The 16,729-nt window shown below is 70.4% G+C and carries 17 protein-coding genes, 1 tRNA gene and 1 pseudogene; 12 read left to right on the plus strand and 7 right to left on the minus strand.

The window, feature by feature from the left end:
- Positions 1-51: 51 nt before the first annotated feature.
- The 3 genes from KPL57_RS08920 (at position 52) to KPL57_RS08930 (ending at position 3,471) form a co-directional block, all read left to right on the plus strand.
- Entirely contained in the window at positions 52-1,293 is a 1,242-nt protein-coding gene (locus KPL57_RS08920; protein WP_226351215.1) for an epoxide hydrolase family protein, read from the plus strand.
- A 586-nt stretch (positions 1,294-1,879) separates the two neighbouring features.
- Positions 1,880-2,215, plus strand: a complete 336-nt coding sequence (locus KPL57_RS08925) for an NUDIX hydrolase (protein WP_226351216.1) — start codon at positions 1,880-1,882, stop codon at positions 2,213-2,215.
- Positions 2,216-2,412: 197 nt separating this feature from the next.
- The gene (locus KPL57_RS08930) at positions 2,413-3,471 is read left to right on the plus strand and encodes a serine/threonine protein phosphatase (RefSeq protein ID WP_226351212.1); all 1,059 of its coding nucleotides are present in this window, start codon (positions 2,413-2,415) and stop codon (positions 3,469-3,471) included.
- Positions 3,472-3,538: 67 nt separating this feature from the next.
- On the opposite strand, the gene KPL57_RS08935 is transcribed toward KPL57_RS08930, so the two are convergent.
- Positions 3,539-3,979 carry a TIGR03618 family F420-dependent PPOX class oxidoreductase gene (locus tag KPL57_RS08935; protein ID WP_226351213.1) on the minus strand — a complete coding sequence of 147 codons (441 nt, stop codon included), beginning with the start codon at positions 3,977-3,979 and terminating at the stop codon, positions 3,539-3,541.
- On the minus strand, positions 3,976-4,620 hold the full coding sequence (locus KPL57_RS08940; protein ID WP_226351214.1) for a TetR/AcrR family transcriptional regulator: 645 nt from the start codon (positions 4,618-4,620) through the stop codon (positions 3,976-3,978). The genes KPL57_RS08935 and KPL57_RS08940 overlap by 4 nt, the downstream gene beginning before the upstream one ends.
- Positions 4,621-4,714: 94 nt before the next feature.
- On the opposite strand from KPL57_RS08940, the gene KPL57_RS08945 reads away from it, so the two are divergent.
- Positions 4,715-5,956 (plus strand): epoxide hydrolase family protein, encoded by a 1,242-nt coding sequence (locus KPL57_RS08945; RefSeq protein WP_226351215.1) that lies wholly within the window; start codon positions 4,715-4,717, stop codon positions 5,954-5,956.
- Between the two features lie 586 nt (positions 5,957-6,542).
- A complete protein-coding gene (locus KPL57_RS08950; protein WP_226351217.1) occupies positions 6,543-6,944 on the plus strand; it encodes an NUDIX hydrolase in 402 nt (133 codons plus the stop codon).
- A gap of 62 nt (positions 6,945-7,006) precedes the next feature.
- Here the strand turns inward: KPL57_RS08950 and KPL57_RS08955 are convergent, their stop codons facing one another.
- The 3 genes from KPL57_RS08955 to KPL57_RS08965 form a co-directional block, all read right to left on the minus strand.
- Positions 7,007-7,423, minus strand: coding sequence for a hypothetical protein (locus KPL57_RS08955; protein WP_226351218.1), 417 nt, complete (start codon positions 7,421-7,423; stop codon positions 7,007-7,009).
- A gap of 22 nt (positions 7,424-7,445) precedes the next feature.
- A complete protein-coding gene (locus tag KPL57_RS08960; RefSeq protein WP_226351219.1) occupies positions 7,446-8,315 on the minus strand; it encodes an ISAs1 family transposase in 870 nt (289 codons plus the stop codon).
- 258 nt (positions 8,316-8,573) lie between these two features.
- Positions 8,574-8,661 (minus strand) — tRNA-OTHER (locus KPL57_RS08965).
- A gap of 161 nt (positions 8,662-8,822) precedes the next feature.
- Here KPL57_RS08965 and KPL57_RS08970 point away from each other — a divergent pair.
- Together KPL57_RS08970 and dcd are read left to right on the plus strand one after the other, a co-directional pair.
- The gene (locus tag KPL57_RS08970) at positions 8,823-10,004 is read left to right on the plus strand and encodes a UDP-N-acetylglucosamine 2-epimerase (protein WP_226351220.1); all 1,182 of its coding nucleotides are present in this window, start codon (positions 8,823-8,825) and stop codon (positions 10,002-10,004) included.
- Between the two features lie 26 nt (positions 10,005-10,030).
- Positions 10,031-10,614, plus strand: a pseudogene (gene dcd, locus KPL57_RS08975) (dCTP deaminase).
- A gap of 2 nt (positions 10,615-10,616) precedes the next feature.
- Here dcd and KPL57_RS08980 read toward each other — a convergent pair.
- Positions 10,617-10,916 (minus strand): helix-turn-helix transcriptional regulator, encoded by a 300-nt coding sequence (locus tag KPL57_RS08980; RefSeq protein WP_226351221.1) that lies wholly within the window; start codon positions 10,914-10,916, stop codon positions 10,617-10,619.
- A gap of 123 nt (positions 10,917-11,039) precedes the next feature.
- Between KPL57_RS08980 and KPL57_RS08985 the strand changes: the two genes are divergently transcribed.
- On the plus strand, positions 11,040-11,402 hold the full coding sequence (locus tag KPL57_RS08985) for a nuclear transport factor 2 family protein (RefSeq protein WP_226351230.1): 363 nt from the start codon (positions 11,040-11,042) through the stop codon (positions 11,400-11,402).
- Between the two features lie 31 nt (positions 11,403-11,433).
- Positions 11,434-12,603: a hypothetical protein gene (locus KPL57_RS08990; RefSeq protein WP_226351222.1), complete on the plus strand. Its 1,170-nt coding sequence runs from the start codon at positions 11,434-11,436 to the stop codon at positions 12,601-12,603.
- Between the two features lie 63 nt (positions 12,604-12,666).
- Here KPL57_RS08990 and KPL57_RS08995 read toward each other — a convergent pair whose 3' ends face one another.
- Positions 12,667-15,138: a (Fe-S)-binding protein gene (locus tag KPL57_RS08995; protein WP_226351223.1), complete on the minus strand. Its 2,472-nt coding sequence runs from the start codon at positions 15,136-15,138 to the stop codon at positions 12,667-12,669.
- Between the two features lie 512 nt (positions 15,139-15,650).
- Between KPL57_RS08995 and KPL57_RS09000 the strand changes: the two genes are divergently transcribed.
- From KPL57_RS09000 to KPL57_RS09010, 3 genes are read left to right on the plus strand one after another with little or no spacing between them, the layout of a single operon-like run.
- Positions 15,651-15,929, plus strand: a complete 279-nt coding sequence (locus KPL57_RS09000; RefSeq protein ID WP_020622502.1) for a hypothetical protein — start codon at positions 15,651-15,653, stop codon at positions 15,927-15,929.
- A gap of 3 nt (positions 15,930-15,932) precedes the next feature.
- Complete coding sequence (locus KPL57_RS09005) at positions 15,933-16,214, plus strand: hypothetical protein (RefSeq protein ID WP_226351224.1); 282 nt, start codon at positions 15,933-15,935, stop codon at positions 16,212-16,214.
- A complete protein-coding gene (locus KPL57_RS09010; RefSeq protein WP_226351225.1) occupies positions 16,211-16,624 on the plus strand; it encodes a hypothetical protein in 414 nt (137 codons plus the stop codon). Before KPL57_RS09005 ends, KPL57_RS09010 begins: the two co-directional genes overlap by 4 nt.
- The last annotated feature ends 105 nt before the right edge of the window (positions 16,625-16,729 follow it).

Consider the following 16,729-nt stretch of genomic DNA (forward strand, 5'->3'; position numbering starts at 1 on the left):
TGTCTTCCGTTTTGTGCCTATGATGGCTGCACCACTTCACGAGGAGCTCTCATGACGTCACCGATCACCACCTCATCGCTGCCCGAGGAGCTCGCACCCGTGCCGGCTACGGCCGCCCCGGCGCACGCTGTTGCGCTCGTGGCGGAGGTTCAGCCGTTCCCGATCGCGGTGGCCGGTGCCGAGCTCGAGCAGCTCGCGCACCGGCTGATCGCCACCCGCTGGCCCCACCGCGAGACCGCCGCCGACCAGGGCCCCGCACTGGACGAGATCCGTGCTCTGTGCGATCACTGGGCCACCGACTACGACTGGCGCCGTGCCGAGCGGTTCATCAACGAGACCGGCTCCTACCGCACCGAGATCGACGGCATGGGGGTGCGCTTCCTGCACGCGCGCTCGCCCGAACCGGACGCGATGCCGCTGCTGCTGTGCCACGGCTGGCCCGGCTCGATCCTGGAGTTCCGTCACCTCGTCGGACCGTTGACCGACCCGGTGGCCCACGGTGGCCGAGCGGAGGACGCCTTCGACGTCGTCGTTCCCTCGATGCCCGGATTCGGCTTCTCCGACCAGCCCGTGACCACGGGCTGGGGTGCCTCCCGCGTCGCTGACGCCTGGATCGAGCTCATGCGCCGGCTCGGCTACCACGACTGGGTCGCTCAGGGTGGGGACTGGGGATCGTCCGTCGTGGACGCCATCAGTCGCAGGAACCCGGCAGGCCTGCGTGGCATCCACACCAACCTGCCGCTGGTGTTCCCCACCGAGGCCGAGGTACGCGACGCGACCCCCGACGAACAACGCATGATCGCCGCTGCACAACGCTACCGGGCCACGCTCGACGGCTACGCCCGCGAGCAGGCCACTCGGCCCCAGACCATCGGATACTCCCTGGCCGACTCGCCCGCCGGGCTGGCGGCCTGGATCTACACCCTCTTCCAGGACGTCACCGACAGCGGCGGCCGGCCCGAGACGGTCATCGACCGCGACGAGATCCTCGACGACATCATGATGTACTGGTTGCCCAACACCGGCGCCTCGTCCGCCCGGCTCTACTGGGAGGCCGAGCGCGACGTGAGCGGCGCACAGGTGATCGGCGCCGTGCCGGCGGCCAACCCGGTCCCCGCCGGGTTCAGCATCTTCCCGGGCGAGGCCGTGCAGGCCTCCCGGCGCTGGGTCGAGCGGCGCTACACCACGGTGCTGCACTACCGCCAGCACGAACGCGGCGGCCACTTCGCCGCACTGGAACAGCCCGCCGCGCTCACCGACGACATCCGTACCACCTTCCGCGCGCTGCGGTGACGTGGGCGCCGCGGTGACCGCAGCGCTGTGGTGATCCGCGAACCACGGCGACACCGCCCGGTGTGCCGACATGGCCGGTATCGACATCGGCGGGCAGGCCGCCCCTCTCGTTCTGGGCCTGCCCGACCGCGCACGGCGATGCCCATGATCCGTCGACCGCTGGATGAGACAGCCGGATAGCACGGGATGGCACGCGGGACCGTTCCCGGGGAACGACGAAGGCCCAGGCTCGGCGAGAAACCTGCCGCTGACCTGGGCCTTCGTGTGTGGAGCGGATGACGGGAATCGAACCCGCGTATTCAGCTTGGGAAGACCACGATCGCGCCTGTCGCCCTGGTCAGCGGGCCCAGCTTCGTCAGTTGATGCACCGTGGTTGACCGCCGTTGCCCCCTGCTTGTTGCTGGCCTGTTGTTGCTCGTCGCCCTCGGTAGCAGGGTCGCAGTAGCGACCTCGTGCCCGTTCGGCAGCGCGTCGTAGCACAGGCGGTGCCCACCTCTTCCGAACGCTCCGCCACCCCCGCCCACACGAACTACGCTGCGGCCCGAGCGACGAGAGGACAGATGTGGGAACAGCTCCGAAGTACTCCGTGAGCGTCGCCGGTGTGGTCGTCGACGACTCCGACCGAATCCTGGCCGTTGAGCGAATGGACAACGGTCGGTGGGAGGCACCGGGCGGGATCCTGGAGTTGGGCGAGACCCTCGCCGAGGGCGTGCGACGGGAGGTCGCCGAGGAGACCGGCGTGCACGTTGAGGTCGGGCGGATGACTGGCGTCTACCAGAACCTCACGCTCGGGGTGGTCGCGCTCGTGTTCCGATGCCGACCCATCGGCGGCGTCCCGACACCGTCCGAAGAGTCTCGGCGGGTGGAGTGGCTGACGCTCGACGAGGTCCGCGAGCGCCGCGACGTGCCGCCCGTGCTCTGAGTCCATGATCACCGGGTGTGGAGTCCGGAGTGCACTCCACGACCCTCTGCGCTCCACAATTGGCGATCATGCTCCCGCGCGGCGACCGTCATCCGCCCCTGTCTACTGGCTGTGCTGGTCTCGGCGCACCGTGAGGAGACCGGCACTCCCCTGCCTCTGAGCGGTGTCGGATGAGCACTTCTCGGGGAGAGGTGGGTATGGCGAAGGGCGAGCGCCTTGCTCGACACGGCTGGATGTCGTCCGAGCTGGGTTCGTACAGCGATCGTCAGTTGGCGTCGATGGTGGACCGAGCGGCGCCCCGGGGCACTGGCATCGGCGGCACCTCCGCGGTACTGGAGGTCGACCGCACCCCGGTCTTCGTGAAGAGGATCCGCTTGACCGATATCGAGCGGAAGACGTCGAACGTCGAATCGACGGCGAACCTCTTCGGGCTGCCCGTGAAGTGCCAGTACGGCGTGGGAAGTCCGGGCTTCGGTGCCTGGCGCGAGTTGGCGGCGTGCATCACGACGACGGACTGGGTCCTCTCGGGGCTCTCGGACGCGTTCCCTCTGCTGTACCACTGGCGGGTGCTGCCCGGAGTGGGTCCGCGGGCGGGCGACGCAGCATCAATGGAGCGCGAGGTGGCGTTCTGGGGTGGCTCGTCCGCCTTACGCGGTCGACTCGCCGCGCTGGCCGATGCGACTGCCAGTCTGGTTCTCTTCCTGGAGTTCGTGCCGTACACCCTCGAGGCGTGGCTTTCTGCCCAGGTGGCGGAAGGTCGGGTGGCGTCCGAGGCTGCGGCTGTCCTGATGGAGGCGCAGCTGCTCTCGACGGTCGAGCTCATGAACGCGGCGGGGATCCATCACTTCGACGGCCACTTCGGAAACCTGCTCACCGACGGGCGTCAGCTCTTCTTCGCCGACTTCGGGCTGGCGACCTCGCCGAGTTTCGAGCTCTCCGAGGCCGAAGCGCGCTTCCTGCACGAGAACCGCACCCATGACTCCGGCTACGCCGCGATGCGTCTGGTGAACTGGTTGGTGGCCACCTTCGCCGGCGTGGGTCCGGCGTGCACGGTCGAGGAGCGCAACGGACTCGTCCGCGCTCTGGCCGACGGTGCCGGAGTGGCAGGGGCTCCGGAGGCGGTATCGCGGCTTGTCGACCGTCTCGCGCCCGTTGCGGCCGTCATGAACGGCTTCTACTACGAGTTGTTCACCGGGAGCCGTGCTGCCCGCTACCCCGCTGGTCGAGTAGCCGAGGCCCTCGCCGCGCGGCCGTGAGCGTCGATCTCGGGCGGAGAAGCATCCGTCGAGGTCAGGCTGGGCAGCGGTGGGGCCCGGAATCGTCTCAGGTGCGGGGCGAGTGCACGCTGTCGGCGGCGACGGTGAGGATGACCCGGTGCTGTGCGCCGGTGCCGCCGCCGAATCCTGGGTAGGGACGGCCGAGGTACTTGTGGGCCAGGTGGTCGATGTGCTCGGCCCCTCCGTCGGTGGTGGCCGAGGTGACGCGTCCGCGAACCGCCCACGAGCGTGCGGGGGAGGCCGGGTCGGCGATGCCGACCGCAACACGGGGGTCTCGGTCGATGTTGCGCATCTTCTGGTGCGTGGTGACGGTGTTGATCACGATGTTGACGCCGTCGGTGTCGACCCAGGTCTGGCTGATCTGCGGTGAGCCGTCGGGCATCAGGGTGGTGAGGAAGCAGATCGCCGGCGCACGCAGGACCTCGATCAGACTGGCCGGTAACGCGGCTGTCGGCAGAGCAGATGCCGAGTCGGGTGTGGTGCTCATGGGGTGTCCTTCGAAGAGGTCGGGGTGACGCCGTAGAGGCCGTCGATGAGGTGGGGGGCGGACGAGTCGTTCGGCAGTTCGGCGGTGCGCAGGCCGGCGAGAGCGATGGTGAGTGCGCGGCGCCACATCTGCGGATCGACCTCGCGGGCGGCGTCCATCACCGCACCGACCATCAGGTGCACCGCGACGAGATCGGTGGGAGTGACGCTCGGCGGTAGCTGCCCGGCATCGATCGCCCTGGTGAGCAGTCGGGCCGCCAGCGGGGTGATCTCGTCGCGACCCCGTGCCACCAGGTCCGGGGCCTGGTTACCGCTGCGCAGCAGTTCGCCCAGACCGCGGTTGTCGGCCTCGAGCTCCAGCTGGCGGGTCATGAACCAGCACAGACCTTCCCACGGGTCCTCGGTCAGAGCGGCTTGTCGGGCGAGGTCGACGACGGTGTCGATGTGCTCGGCGAACAGCGCATTCATCAGGTCTTCCCGCTCGGGGAACCGGCGGTACACCGTGCCCATGCCGGTGCCGGCCGTCCGGGCGATGTCCTCGTAGGACACGCCCAACCCGTTGCGGGCCATCAGGGCGTGTGCGGTGTCGAGCAGTAGCTGCCGGTTGCGTTGCGCGTCGCGTCGCAACGGGGGCGTGTCCATTCTGCCAAGCTACCAAGTGGAACCACGGCTACCAAGTTGAAGATGTCTTCCGTTTTGTGCCTATGATGGCTGCACCACTTCACGAGGAGCTCTCATGACGTCACCGATCACCACCTCATCGCTGCCCGAGGAGCTCGCACCCGTGCCGGCTACGGCCGCCCCGGCGCACGCTGTTGCGCTCGTGGCGGAGGTTCAGCCGTTCCCGATCGCGGTGGCCGGTGCCGAGCTCGAGCAGCTCGCGCACCGGCTGATCGCCACCCGCTGGCCCCACCGCGAGACCGCCGCCGACCAGGGCCCCGCACTGGACGAGATCCGTGCTCTGTGCGATCACTGGGCCACCGACTACGACTGGCGCCGTGCCGAGCGGTTCATCAACGAGACCGGCTCCTACCGCACCGAGATCGACGGCATGGGGGTGCGCTTCCTGCACGCGCGCTCGCCCGAACCGGACGCGATGCCGCTGCTGCTGTGCCACGGCTGGCCCGGCTCGATCCTGGAGTTCCGTCACCTCGTCGGACCGTTGACCGACCCGGTGGCCCACGGTGGCCGAGCGGAGGACGCCTTCGACGTCGTCGTTCCCTCGATGCCCGGATTCGGCTTCTCCGACCAGCCCGTGACCACGGGCTGGGGTGCCTCCCGCGTCGCTGACGCCTGGATCGAGCTCATGCGCCGGCTCGGCTACCACGACTGGGTCGCTCAGGGTGGGGACTGGGGATCGTCCGTCGTGGACGCCATCAGTCGCAGGAACCCGGCAGGCCTGCGTGGCATCCACACCAACCTGCCGCTGGTGTTCCCCACCGAGGCCGAGGTACGCGACGCGACCCCCGACGAACAACGCATGATCGCCGCTGCACAACGCTACCGGGCCACGCTCGACGGCTACGCCCGCGAGCAGGCCACTCGGCCCCAGACCATCGGATACTCCCTGGCCGACTCGCCCGCCGGGCTGGCGGCCTGGATCTACACCCTCTTCCAGGACGTCACCGACAGCGGCGGCCGGCCCGAGACGGTCATCGACCGCGACGAGATCCTCGACGACATCATGATGTACTGGTTGCCCAACACCGGCGCCTCGTCCGCCCGGCTCTACTGGGAGGCCGAGCGCGACGTGAGCGGCGCACAGGTGATCGGCGCCGTGCCGGCGGCCAACCCGGTCCCCGCCGGGTTCAGCATCTTCCCGGGCGAGGCCGTGCAGGCCTCCCGGCGCTGGGTCGAGCGGCGCTACACCACGGTGCTGCACTACCGCCAGCACGAACGCGGCGGCCACTTCGCCGCACTGGAACAGCCCGCCGCGCTCACCGACGACATCCGTACCACCTTCCGCGCGCTGCGGTGACGTGGGCGCCGCGGTGACCGCAGCGCTGTGGTGATCCGCGAACCACGGCGACACCGCCCGGTGTGCCGACATGGCCGGTATCGACATCGGCGGGCAGGCCGCCCCTCTCGTTCTGGGCCTGCCCGACCGCGCACGGCGATGCCCATGATCCGTCGACCGCTGGATGAGACAGCCGGATAGCACGGGATGGCACGCGGGACCGTTCCCGGGGAACGACGAAGGCCCAGGCTCGGCGAGAAACCTGCCGCTGACCTGGGCCTTCGTGTGTGGAGCGGATGACGGGAATCGAACCCGCGTATTCAGCTTGGGAAGACCACGATCGCGCCTGTCGCCCTGGTCAGCGGGCCCAGCTTCGTCAGTTGATGCACCGTGGTTGACCGCCGTTGCCCCCTGCTTGTTGCTGGCCTGTTGTTGCTCGTCGCCCTCGGTAGCAGGGTCGCAGTAGCGACCTCGTGCCCGTTCGGCAGCGCGTCGTAGCACAGGCGGTGCCCACCTCTTCCGAACGCTCCGCCACCCCCGCCCACACGAACTACGCTGCGGCCCGAGCGACGAGAGGACAGATGTGGGAACAGCTCCGAAGTACTCCGTGAGCGTCGCCGGTGTGGTCGTCGACGACTCCGACCGAATCCTGGCCGTTGAGCGAATGGACAACGGTCGGTGGGAGGCACCGGGCGGGATCCTGGAGTTGGGCGAGACCCTCGCCGAGGGCGTGCGACGGGAGGTCGCCGAGGAGACCGGCGTGCACGTTGAGGTCGGGCGGATGACTGGCGTCTACCAGAACCTCACGCTCGGGGTGGTCGCGCTCGTGTTCCGATGCCGACCCATCGGCGGCGTCCCGACACCGTCCGAAGAGTCTCGGCGGGTGGAGTGGCTGACGCTCGACGAGGTCCGCGAGCGCATGCCTGACGTCTTCGCCATCCGCGTTCTTGACGCCTTCGGAGACAGCGCCAGACATCGGGTCCACGATGGCGTTTCACTCATCGGCTAGGACAAGCCCTAGCGATTGAGATTCGACATAATCCCCTGAGTCGGCCTCGACCCTCTCACCACTCAAGTTGACGATGTCCCTGTGACGAGTAACGCCGTCGCGTCGTCGTGCACCTTTCCGCGCAGCTTCTTCCGTGCACGATCCTCATCAGTTTCACGCAATTCAGACTCTCGTATGCGACGAATTAGTTCAACGGGTCCGTAATCGTCCAAGACCTCGATTAGATCGCCCCAGGTGCCGAGTCCGAACCTCCCGACATAGCGGGATCCGCCGTCCGAGAGAACTGCGATCCGCCGTACATCACCTAGCGACATCGAACCGCTCGCAGCGTGGTGCGCCGCCTCGGGCGAGGTACTGGCGACCCAGAATCCCCCAGGCTTGTTCCGCAACCCCCGCAGCGCTTCCGGGGTGTAGCTGGGCAGCCGAGCCGTGTGGTCGTCGACGAAGCAGTCGACCTTTCCCGAGGCGTTCTCCACCACGATCAGGGCCCCGGCAAAGTCGCTAGATGATCTTGTAGGTGGTCAGTGGTCGATGGGGGTCGCGGGCGTGGTGGCGGAGTGCTGCGGCGATGTTGCTGACGCCGTGCAGGCGTAGCGCGGTGATCGCGAGGTTCCGCAACGCCGACATGACCTGCGGGGCGTGACCGGTGTGGGCGGTGGCGCGGTCTTCGTCGAAGCAGACATCACGGACCCAGTGCAGGCGATTCTCGATCGACCAGTGCCCACGGATCCAGCGGGCGAGCAGTCCTGGATCGGCGTCGGTGCTGGTCAGGCTGGTGATCGCGTAGGCGGTCTCGGTTCTCCACTTCCCGCCAGGCCGCAGTGGGCGACGCCGGCGCACCAGCTTGATCGCCTGGGATGCGTGGGGGAAGAACTCTGCGCCCAGGTCGGGACAGGGGTGCAGGCTGACCACGCTGATCGTGCGGGTCTCGACGCGGCCGTGCCCACGCCCGCGTTGACGATCAGCGACGCCGATCTGGGTCCAGGGCAGCGCCCGTACCCGTGCCAGCAGCGTGGGCTGGTTCGCTTTGATCGTCATCAGGTAGTGCCCGCCGCGGCGGTGTAGGTAGTCGGCGTGGGCTCGCTGGGTGTGCAGAGCGTCCGCGGTGACCAGTACATCGTCGAGGTCGAGGGGGTCGAGCAGCGCGGTGAACGCGGTGATCTCGCTGCCCTTCTCTGCGACCTGAACCTGGCCGAGCACGCCACCGCTGGTCTGGTCGAGCACCGACACCAGATGCGGGAGCCAGACCCTGCCGTCGGCGGCACGGACGCGGGCGCCGCGCAGGGTCTTGCCGTCCAAGGCCAGCACGCGACGCTGTTCTCGCCGGGGTGTGCCCTCCGCCGCCGGCTGGGCGCTGAGCTGGGGTGACACCTGAGGACACTGTCGACGAGCTTCTTCTCGCAGGTTCGCCGGAGAGACGCCCCGCCCGAGCCTGGCCGATTGCTCGCGGAAGACGTCGACTTTCTTCGTCGCCGGTTCCACAGCGTGGTGCCGTGGATCGGCCGGAAGACGGGCCGTGCCGGAGTCGCTGACTTCTAGTTGCTGCGCTGTTGCTGGCGGTCCGGCGACGGCGACCGAAACACGAACGGGCAGGTCAGGCAATATGCCGCTGACCTGCCCGTTCGTGTGTGGAGCGGATGACGGGAATCGAACCCGCGTATTCAGCTTGGCGAAGCTGATGTTCTAAGCTGATGTTCTACCATTGAACTACATCCGCATGTCGCGAGATCACCCTAGCACCACGATCCGCGGACCTGTCACGGACCTCCCGGCCCCGGCCACCGCACGAACCGACCACCGGCGCGCATGCTCGACCGGGCCACCCGCTCCGCGCACACTCGGCACCGTCGGTCAAGCCTCGGCCGGAAGGTGACTGCGATGACGGTGTTCGACCCGATGTCGGTCGATGCGTCCGGGTTCCCCCCGGACCACGAGCACGACGTCCTGCTCATCGCCGGCAGCCGTCCCGAGGTCGCACGGCTGGCCCCGGTCGCCGGGGCCGTCGCGGCGGCGGACCGCATCCGTGGGATCACGGTCGCCACCGGGCCGGACCCGATGGCCGTCCACGAGGCGTTCGAGGCGCTCGGCGTCCCCACCGACATCACGATCCTGCTGCCGCTGGGCACCGGGCCCGGCATGGCCGACGTCGCCGCGGCGCTGTTCACCCGGCTCGATCAGCTGCTCGTCGACCAGGACCCGTCCGCGGTGCTGGTGCACGGCGGCGGGCTGGCCGCCGAGGTCGCGGCGACGGTCGCGTTCTGGCGGCGGATCCCGATCGTGCACATGCAGGCCGGCATGGGCACCGACGACCTGCTGTGCCCGTTCCCGCAGGAGGCGCACCGGCGGGTCATCGGCCAGCTCGCGTCGCTGTTCCTCACCACCAGCGGTTCCGCGCTGGGCAGCCCCCTCGGCCCGAACGTGCTGACCATCGGCGACACGATCAACTCGCTGCCAGGGCCGCAGCACCAGGGCTGTGTCGACGCGCTGGAGCGGGTGCACGACGAGCACCGCAGGCTGATCGTCGTCGACCTGGCGCGGGCGTCGTCGTCGCCGGTGCTGCGCGGCGTCGCGGACCTGCTGGAGCGCTACCCGCGGATCGAGATCGTGCTCTTCGGTGCGCTCGCCGCCGGGGAGACGGCCCGATCGCTCGGCACCCACCCCCGGGTGACGGCCGTGCCCGAGCCCCCGCTGCCCGACCAGCTGGCCGTGCTCGCCGCGGCGACCGTGCTGGTCAGCGACGATCACGAGCTCGTCGTCGACGCGCCCGGCCTCGGCACCCTGGCGGTGCTGGTCGACGGGCCGAACGTGCCGCAGCCCGGCGACTCGATCCGCAGCATCGCCGCCCACGACACGGCCGCCGCCGTCGCGCAGGTGCTCGACGGTGACCACGGGCGTCGCACCGCCGCGTCGGACGGTTTCGAGGCCGCCCGGGCCGAGCAGGCCATCGCCTGGATGTTCGGGCTGACCCGCTCGCCGCAGCTGCCCGACGACCTCGTGGGCGGCCGCCGGCACGGTTCCGGCGAGGTGGAGTCCGACTCCGAGGAGTCCTCCGAGGCGTGACCGTCGGCCCTGGATAGGCTGTCGGCGTGCTGCTCTCCGACGGCGACCTGCGCAAGGACATCGAGTCCGGCCGGCTCGTGCTCGACCCGTGGGACGTCGAGATGCTCCAGCCGTCCAGCGTCGACGTCCGGCTGGACCGGTTCTTCCGCGTCTTCCAGAACTCGCGCTACACCCACATCGACCCCGCCCAGCAGCAGGACGAGCTGACGACCCCGTGGAGACGCCGGACGGCGAGTCGTTCGTGCTGCACCCCGGCGAGTTCGTGCTGGGGTCGACGTTCGAGCGGGTCGGTCTGCCCGATGACCTGGCCGGCCGGCTGGAGGGCAAGAGCTCGCTCGGGCGCCTGGGTCTGCTGACCCACTCCACCGCCGGGTTCATCGACCCGGGCTTCACCGGGCACATCACGCTGGAGCTGTCCAACGTCGCGAACCTGCCGATCACCCTGTGGCCGGGGATGAAGATCGGGCAGCTGTGCCTGTTCCGGCTGTCCAGCCCGGCCGAGCGGCCCTACGGCACCGAGGGTGTCGGGTCGCGCTACCAGGGGCAGCGGGGGCCGACCCCGTCGCGCGCGTTCCGCAGCTTCCACCGCACCGACACCCGGCGGAGCTGAGCTCACCCGTCGACGACGGCCGCCACCAGCCCGGGGAACCGCGCGTCGAGATCGACGCGCCGCAGCCGGGTCCGCAGCACCCTGCCGTCGCGCCGCTGCTCGATCACGCCCGACTCCCGCAGCGTCCGCCAGTGATGGCTCGCGCTGCTCTTGGTTATGTCGGGGAGGATCTCCTGGCAGGTGAGCGTCTCGTCCTCGCCGAGGGCGGCCAGGGTGCGGACGACCCGCATCCGCACCGGATGGTCGAGTGCCGCGATCACGGTCTCGATGCTCAGCTCATCGCGGCTCGGATCGTCCTGCATGCACCCATGGTACGACTGCGTTCGAACTGATGTGGCGGCGGTCATCTGGAAGACGGCCGGGTTCGAGGACTACGGTTCGAATAGATTTGAACAGTTGGAGGAGCCACGGACGTCCGTCACCACATCGCCACCGAGTTCCACTCCGTCCTCACCACCGGGGACAAGGACCGGCTGCGAGCGATTCTCGACCCGGCCGTCACCTGGACCCTGCCCGGGAACAACGCGGTCTCCGACCGGGTCGACGGTGCCGAGGCGGTACTCGACCGTGCGGCGCTGATCGCCTCCTACGGGGTGGACTTCGCGCTCGAACACGTCCTGGTGAGCGCCGACAACGTCGCGCTCGGTCTGCACAACACGGCCCGCCGCGGGGACCGGGTGCTCGACGAGCACCTCGCCACCGTCTGCCGGATCGGGGACGGCCGGATCGTCCAGATCGAGACCTTCCTGTCCGACGAGCCGGGCATGAACGCGTTCTTCGGCGCTTGAGCGGGCTCCCGCCTCGCTACGCTGGGAGGTGATGGACGCCGACCGCAGCTCCCCGGACCCGTGGGCCACCGGCCGTCGCCGCAGCGGACGACCCGACCGCGGCGTCCGCCCCGCCGCCCGCCGGCCGGACGCCCCCGATCCGCCCGCCCGCGCCGCCGCGGACCGTCCCACCGGGCCGGGCGACGCTGCGGACCGTCCCGCCGGACAGGGCGATGCTGCGGACCGCGGCACGGTGCACCCGCCGGTGCCCGGGACCGAGCTCGTCGTGCCGACCCCGGAGCACCCCCGGACGCCGCCGGAGGCCGACCCGCGTGCCCTCGTGCTCCCGGACGGGCCCGCGACGGGAGGCTCCCGACCCGGGCCGGGGGCCGACGACCCGCCCGGGTCGGGGTCCGACGACCCCTGGGCCCCGTGGCGGAAGCTGCGACCCCGCAGCCTCCGCGGTGCCACCGCGCTGGGCCTGGCCGGCGCGGCCCTGCTGCTCCTGCCCTTCCTCGACGACCCGGACCGCTGGTGGGTCCCGGTCGGACTCGGCTTCGGCACCCTGGTCCTGCTCGCCCTGCTGCGGCTGGACCGGCTGCTGCAGGGCTGGGCACCGCACGTCGCCGGGGTCGTGCTCGTCGCGGCCCTGGTCAACGGGACACGCGAGAACCCGTGGGCGTGGGCGCTGGCCCTGTCGGTCGGGGTGATCGTCGCCGGGGCGCTGCTGCTGCCCCGCTGGAAGGTGCTCGCCCTGGGCGTGGTCCTGCTGGTCGTGTCCGGGGTCGGCTACTCGTTCCGCTCCGCGGAGATCCGCCAGGACCAGGCCCGGATCGACGCCCAGGCCGGCACCCAGTTCCGCACCGATCTCGGCGTCGCCCGCCCACAGCTCGCGCTCGTCTCGCTGGACACCGGTGTCGCCTCACCGAACCCGGCCCGGGTCTGCCGGCTCGTGCAGCCCGCGGCGCTGGACCAGGTGCGGGCCGCCACCGGGGCGCCCACCTGCGAGGACGCCGTCGCCGTGCTGCACGGCCGGGTGCCGGCGGGAGCCGGGGTCACCGAGCCGGACCGCCGCCCCGACCCGGAGGTGGCGGTCGGCGCCACCACGACCGTCGACGCCTGCCGCTCGGCCTGGGGCGCCGCTGCTCCCCAGCTGGGCCGGGTCGTGCTCACCCGGACCACGCTGTCGACGTTCCAGGTCAGCTCCTTCGCCCCCTGCTGACCCCCGCACACACGACGACGGCCGGGCCCCCGTGCGGGGTGCCCGGCCGTCGTCGGTGGTGGGTCAGTTCTCGTTCGAGCGTTGCTGCTCGGCCTGCTCCGGCGACGAGCCGTTGGTCGAGCCGTTGCCGTTCCCGTTGCCCGACGACGCCGGGGTGCCGGTGCTCGACGCCCCGTCCGAGCCGGCCGGGGTGGCCGGGTCCTGCGTGGCGGCCTCCTCAGCGACCTCCGCCTCCGGGGTGGCGCCGGCGGGGGTCTCCGTCGTCGGCGCGTCCTCGGCAGTGGTCTCGGGGGTGGTCCCGGCCGCGACGGGCTCCGGCTCCGGAGCCGGGTCGCCCCGCTTGACCGCGGCGAGCAGCATCTGCGAGACGTCCTGGACCTGCACGGCCTCACCGGCGGTCTGGTTCACGCCGTCGGTCATCATCGTGCGGCAGAACGGGCAGCCGACCGCCAGCGTCCCGGACGGCTCCGAGCCGCCACCGGCCTTCGTCAGGGTCTCGGCGGCCTCCTCGGCGCGGGTGAAGTTGATGCGCTTGCCGATGCGCTCCTCCATCCACATCCGGGCGCCACCGGCACCGCAGCACATCGACCGGTCACCGTGCCGCGGCATCTCCGACAGGGTCGCTCCGGCCGCGCTGACCAGGGCGCGCGGGTCCTCGTAGACCTCGTTGTGCCGGCCCAGGTAGCAGGGGTCGTGGTAGGTCACCGGGGCGGCGTCGGCGGCGGGGGCCGAGACGGGGACCAGCTTCTTCTCCCGCACCAGCTTGTTGAGCAGCTGTGTGTGGTGCACGACCTCGTAGTGCCCGTCGAGCTGGGGGTACTCCCGGCCCAGGGTGTTGAGGCAGTGCGGGCAGGTCGTCACGATCTTGCGGGTCCCGGTCTCGCGGCCCTCGAAGACCGTGTTGAGGACCTCGACGTTCTGCTGCGCGAGCATCTGGAACACGAACTCGTTGCCCGAGCGGCGCGCCGGGTCGCCGGTGCAGGTCTCGCCCGACCCGAGGACGGCGAAGTTCACCCCGGCCCGGTGCAGCAGCTCCGCGGTCGCCCGGATGGTCTTCTTCTGGCCGTCGTCGAACGCGCCGGCGCAGCCGACCCAGAACAGGTACTCGGTGTCGGCGTCGAGCTCGCCCTCCACGACGGGGACCTCGAAGTCCAGGCCCTTCGTCCACTCCAGGCGGTCCTTGGCGTTCTGGCCCCAGGGGTTGCCCTTGTTCTCCAGGTTCTTGAACAGCGAGTTGAGCTCGGTGGGGAACTCGGTCTCGATCAGGACCTGGTAGCGGCGCATGTCGATGATGTGGTCGACGTGCTCGATGTCGACCGGGCACTGCTCGACGCAGGCGCCGCAGGTGGTGCAGGACCACAGGATGTCGGGGTCGATGACGCCGTTCACGTCCTCGCCGCCGATCAGCGGGCGGCCCGCGGCCTCCAGCGCGTCGACCGGGATGGCCTTGAGCCGCTCCTCGGCGCCCTCGCCGGTGATGCCGACCTCGTCGCCCGCCATGTCACGGCTGCCGCCGGCGAGCAGGTAGGGGGCCTTCTCGTAGGCGTGGTCGCGCAGGGCGTTGACCAGTAGCTTCGGCGACAGCGGCTTCTCGGTGTTCCAGGCCGGGCACTGGGACTGGCAGCGGCCGCACTCGGTGCAGGTGGTGAAGTCGAGCAGGCCCTTCCAGGTGAAGTCCTCGACCTTGCCGACGCCGAACGTGTCGGTGTCGGGGTCGGCCTCCTCCAGGTCCAGCGCCTTGCCCTGGCTCATCATCGGCCGGGTCGCGCCGAGGGCCTTGTAGCCGTCGTCGTTGCGCTTGAAGTAGATGTTCGGGAACGCGGTGAACCGGTGCCAGGCCACACCCATGGTGGGCTTGGCCGCGATCACGATCAGCCAGATCATCGCCGACAGGACCTTCACCGCGGCGAACACGCTGACCAGCGCGGTGGAGGCGGGCAGGATCGTCGACAGGGCGTAGGACACCGGAGCCGACCACACCGGCACGTCGAAGGCGTTCAGCGAGATCTTCGCGGCCCGCACCACCAGGATGCCCAGGCCCTCGAGGAACACGACGCCCTCGACGAAGTACGCCCGGCCCATGTTCGACCCGTAGAACCGCGACATCCGGCCCTGCGAGCGCGGGTTGTTCAGCTGCCGGATGACGATCAGCGCGGCGATGCCCACGACGGTGGCGACGCCGAGGAACTCGACGTAGATCGAGTACACCGACCACACGCCGATCAGCGGCAGGTGGAAGGTCGGGTTCCAGACCTCCACGAACGCCTCGACCAACGCCAGGATCAGGCCCAGGAAGCCGACCATGACCAGCCAGTGCAGGATGCCGATCTTGGTCCACTTGAGCATCCTGGTGTGGCCCAGGGTCTCCTTGAGCATGGTCACGAGCCGCGGCCCGAACGGGCCGTTGCGCGTCGGGTCGGACTGACCGAGCCGGATGATCCGGACCATCCGGGTCACGGTCATGGACACGAGCGCGACGGCGACCACTGCCGACAGCACCGTGATGATGCCGAGCGTGTACTGCACCCAGGTCATCTGGAGGAACCTCCCTGTAGAACACCCAGCGGTCCCTGCCGGAGCGTGGTGCTGCCGTGACGGATCGGGACGGGAAACGGTGAACCGGTCCTGGGGCGTGCGGAGGCGGGGGTGCGGTCGTGCGCGCACGGCGTACCGTGCCGCCGGGACCGGACGGGCCTCGTCATCGCAGTGCCTCCTCGGACCTCGTCGTCGCACTGGTGTGGTGGGGTGCGACGACGGTCGGGCGAAGGGTAGTGCGCCCGGCCGTGGGTCGCCCGACCCCGTCACGGTCGGGCCATACTTGTTACCGAACAGTAGACAAAGCCGACCATGACATCTCGGGCCGGGGGCGGGGCGCCGGGGAGATACGAGTCACGCCCGATCGACACTGCTCCGACCGTGTCGACCCGATCGCGCAGCGTGGCGCACGCGTGGGCCGGGTGGCTCAGCCCCTAGGATCACGTACGGGTCTCGTGGTCTACTCGCCTGCGGGAGCGACCGGGACAAATGGACTGCCGCAAGGAGGAGCTGTGAAGACCTCGTACGAGGCGATCCAGCTGGTACTCGCCCAGGGCGGACAGCTGACCACGGTCAACCTCCGCGACTGGATCACGAACAACATCGTGCCGCTGATCCTGCTCGCGATCGCCGTCATCCTGCTGTGGATCGGTGGTCGTGGTGACAACGCCGGCGTGGCCCGGCGGAGCATCGGACTGCTGGTGGGTCTGATCGCACTGGGCATCGCCGTGACCGGCAGCGGTCCGGCCATCGGACAGGCGCTGGCCAACCTGCTCGTGACCCCGGGCTGACCCGTGCTCGTTCGCACGGACGACGAGGTCTACCGCGTCGACGCCGTCTGGCTCGGGCCGCCGCGTGCCACGTTCCCCTGGCGCGCCCGCTACGTCAGCTACGGCGTGGGTCTCCTCGTCATGATGCTGATCATGTTCGTCCAGCGCCGGCTCGGCATCGGGCTGGACTTCTTCTCCGTGGCCTGGGCGCTCGTCGGCACGATCGCGATCACCCGCCTGCTCGGCAAGAAGATCGACTACGAGCGGCCGCTGGGCCGGGTGCTCGCCAGTTCTGGGCCGAGGTGACCGGTCCGCGGGCCGGGCGCAAGGCCGCGGGCGGCTCGGTGCGCGCGTCCCACGTGCGTGTCCACACCACCCGAGCCCACCCGGGCACCCCCTCCTCGGGCGGCCGGGCCCGCGCACTCGGTGCCCCCCGCCGCTCCTCGTTGACCGCGGCGGACGCCACGCCGCGCCCCGCGTTCGGCACCCTCGTGGAGTCGGTCCCCGACACCGCCGGCTCGGTGGTCCCGGGGTTCGAGGCCCCGGTCGCGGCACCCACGCGCGTGGTCCCGCCGTTGCCGGAGCCGGGGAGCGCGCCGCGGCGCAGCCGTTTCCGCCGGGCCCGCGGCAGCGGCAGCGGTCGTGGGGCGAGCCTCCCCGCGCGCACCGGCCGTCCCGACCCGTGGCGCCGGAGTGGCCACCGTGGCCGCACCTGAGCGGACCCCCCGCCGGAGGGCTCGGCGTGGCCGGGCCCGTGCCGGCGAGGGCGGTTCGGACTACACCCCGTCGATCGCGCTGCGCTCGATCGACGGCCACATCAC

The sequence above is a fragment of the Pseudonocardia sp. ICBG601 genome (assembly GCF_020496245.1).

Coding starts and splice junctions, on each gene's coding strand:
- KPL57_RS08935 (WP_226351213.1), bottom strand. CDS start 3,979: ATGAGCACCACACCCGACTCGGCATCTGCTCTGCCGACAGCCGCGTTA.
- KPL57_RS08990 (WP_226351222.1), top strand. CDS start 11,434: ATGGACGCCGACCGCAGCTCCCCGGACCCGTGGGCCACCGGCCGTCGC.
- KPL57_RS08970 (WP_226351220.1), top strand. CDS start 8,823: ATGACGGTGTTCGACCCGATGTCGGTCGATGCGTCCGGGTTCCCCCCG.
- KPL57_RS08940 (WP_226351214.1), bottom strand. CDS start 4,620: ATGGACACGCCCCCGTTGCGACGCGACGCGCAACGCAACCGGCAGCTA.
- KPL57_RS08995 (WP_226351223.1), bottom strand. CDS start 15,138: ATGACCTGGGTGCAGTACACGCTCGGCATCATCACGGTGCTGTCGGCA.
- KPL57_RS08920 (WP_226351215.1), top strand. CDS start 52: ATGACGTCACCGATCACCACCTCATCGCTGCCCGAGGAGCTCGCACCC.
- KPL57_RS08945 (WP_226351215.1), top strand. CDS start 4,715: ATGACGTCACCGATCACCACCTCATCGCTGCCCGAGGAGCTCGCACCC.
- KPL57_RS08930 (WP_226351212.1), top strand. CDS start 2,413: ATGGCGAAGGGCGAGCGCCTTGCTCGACACGGCTGGATGTCGTCCGAG.
- KPL57_RS08980 (WP_226351221.1), bottom strand. CDS start 10,916: ATGCAGGACGATCCGAGCCGCGATGAGCTGAGCATCGAGACCGTGATC.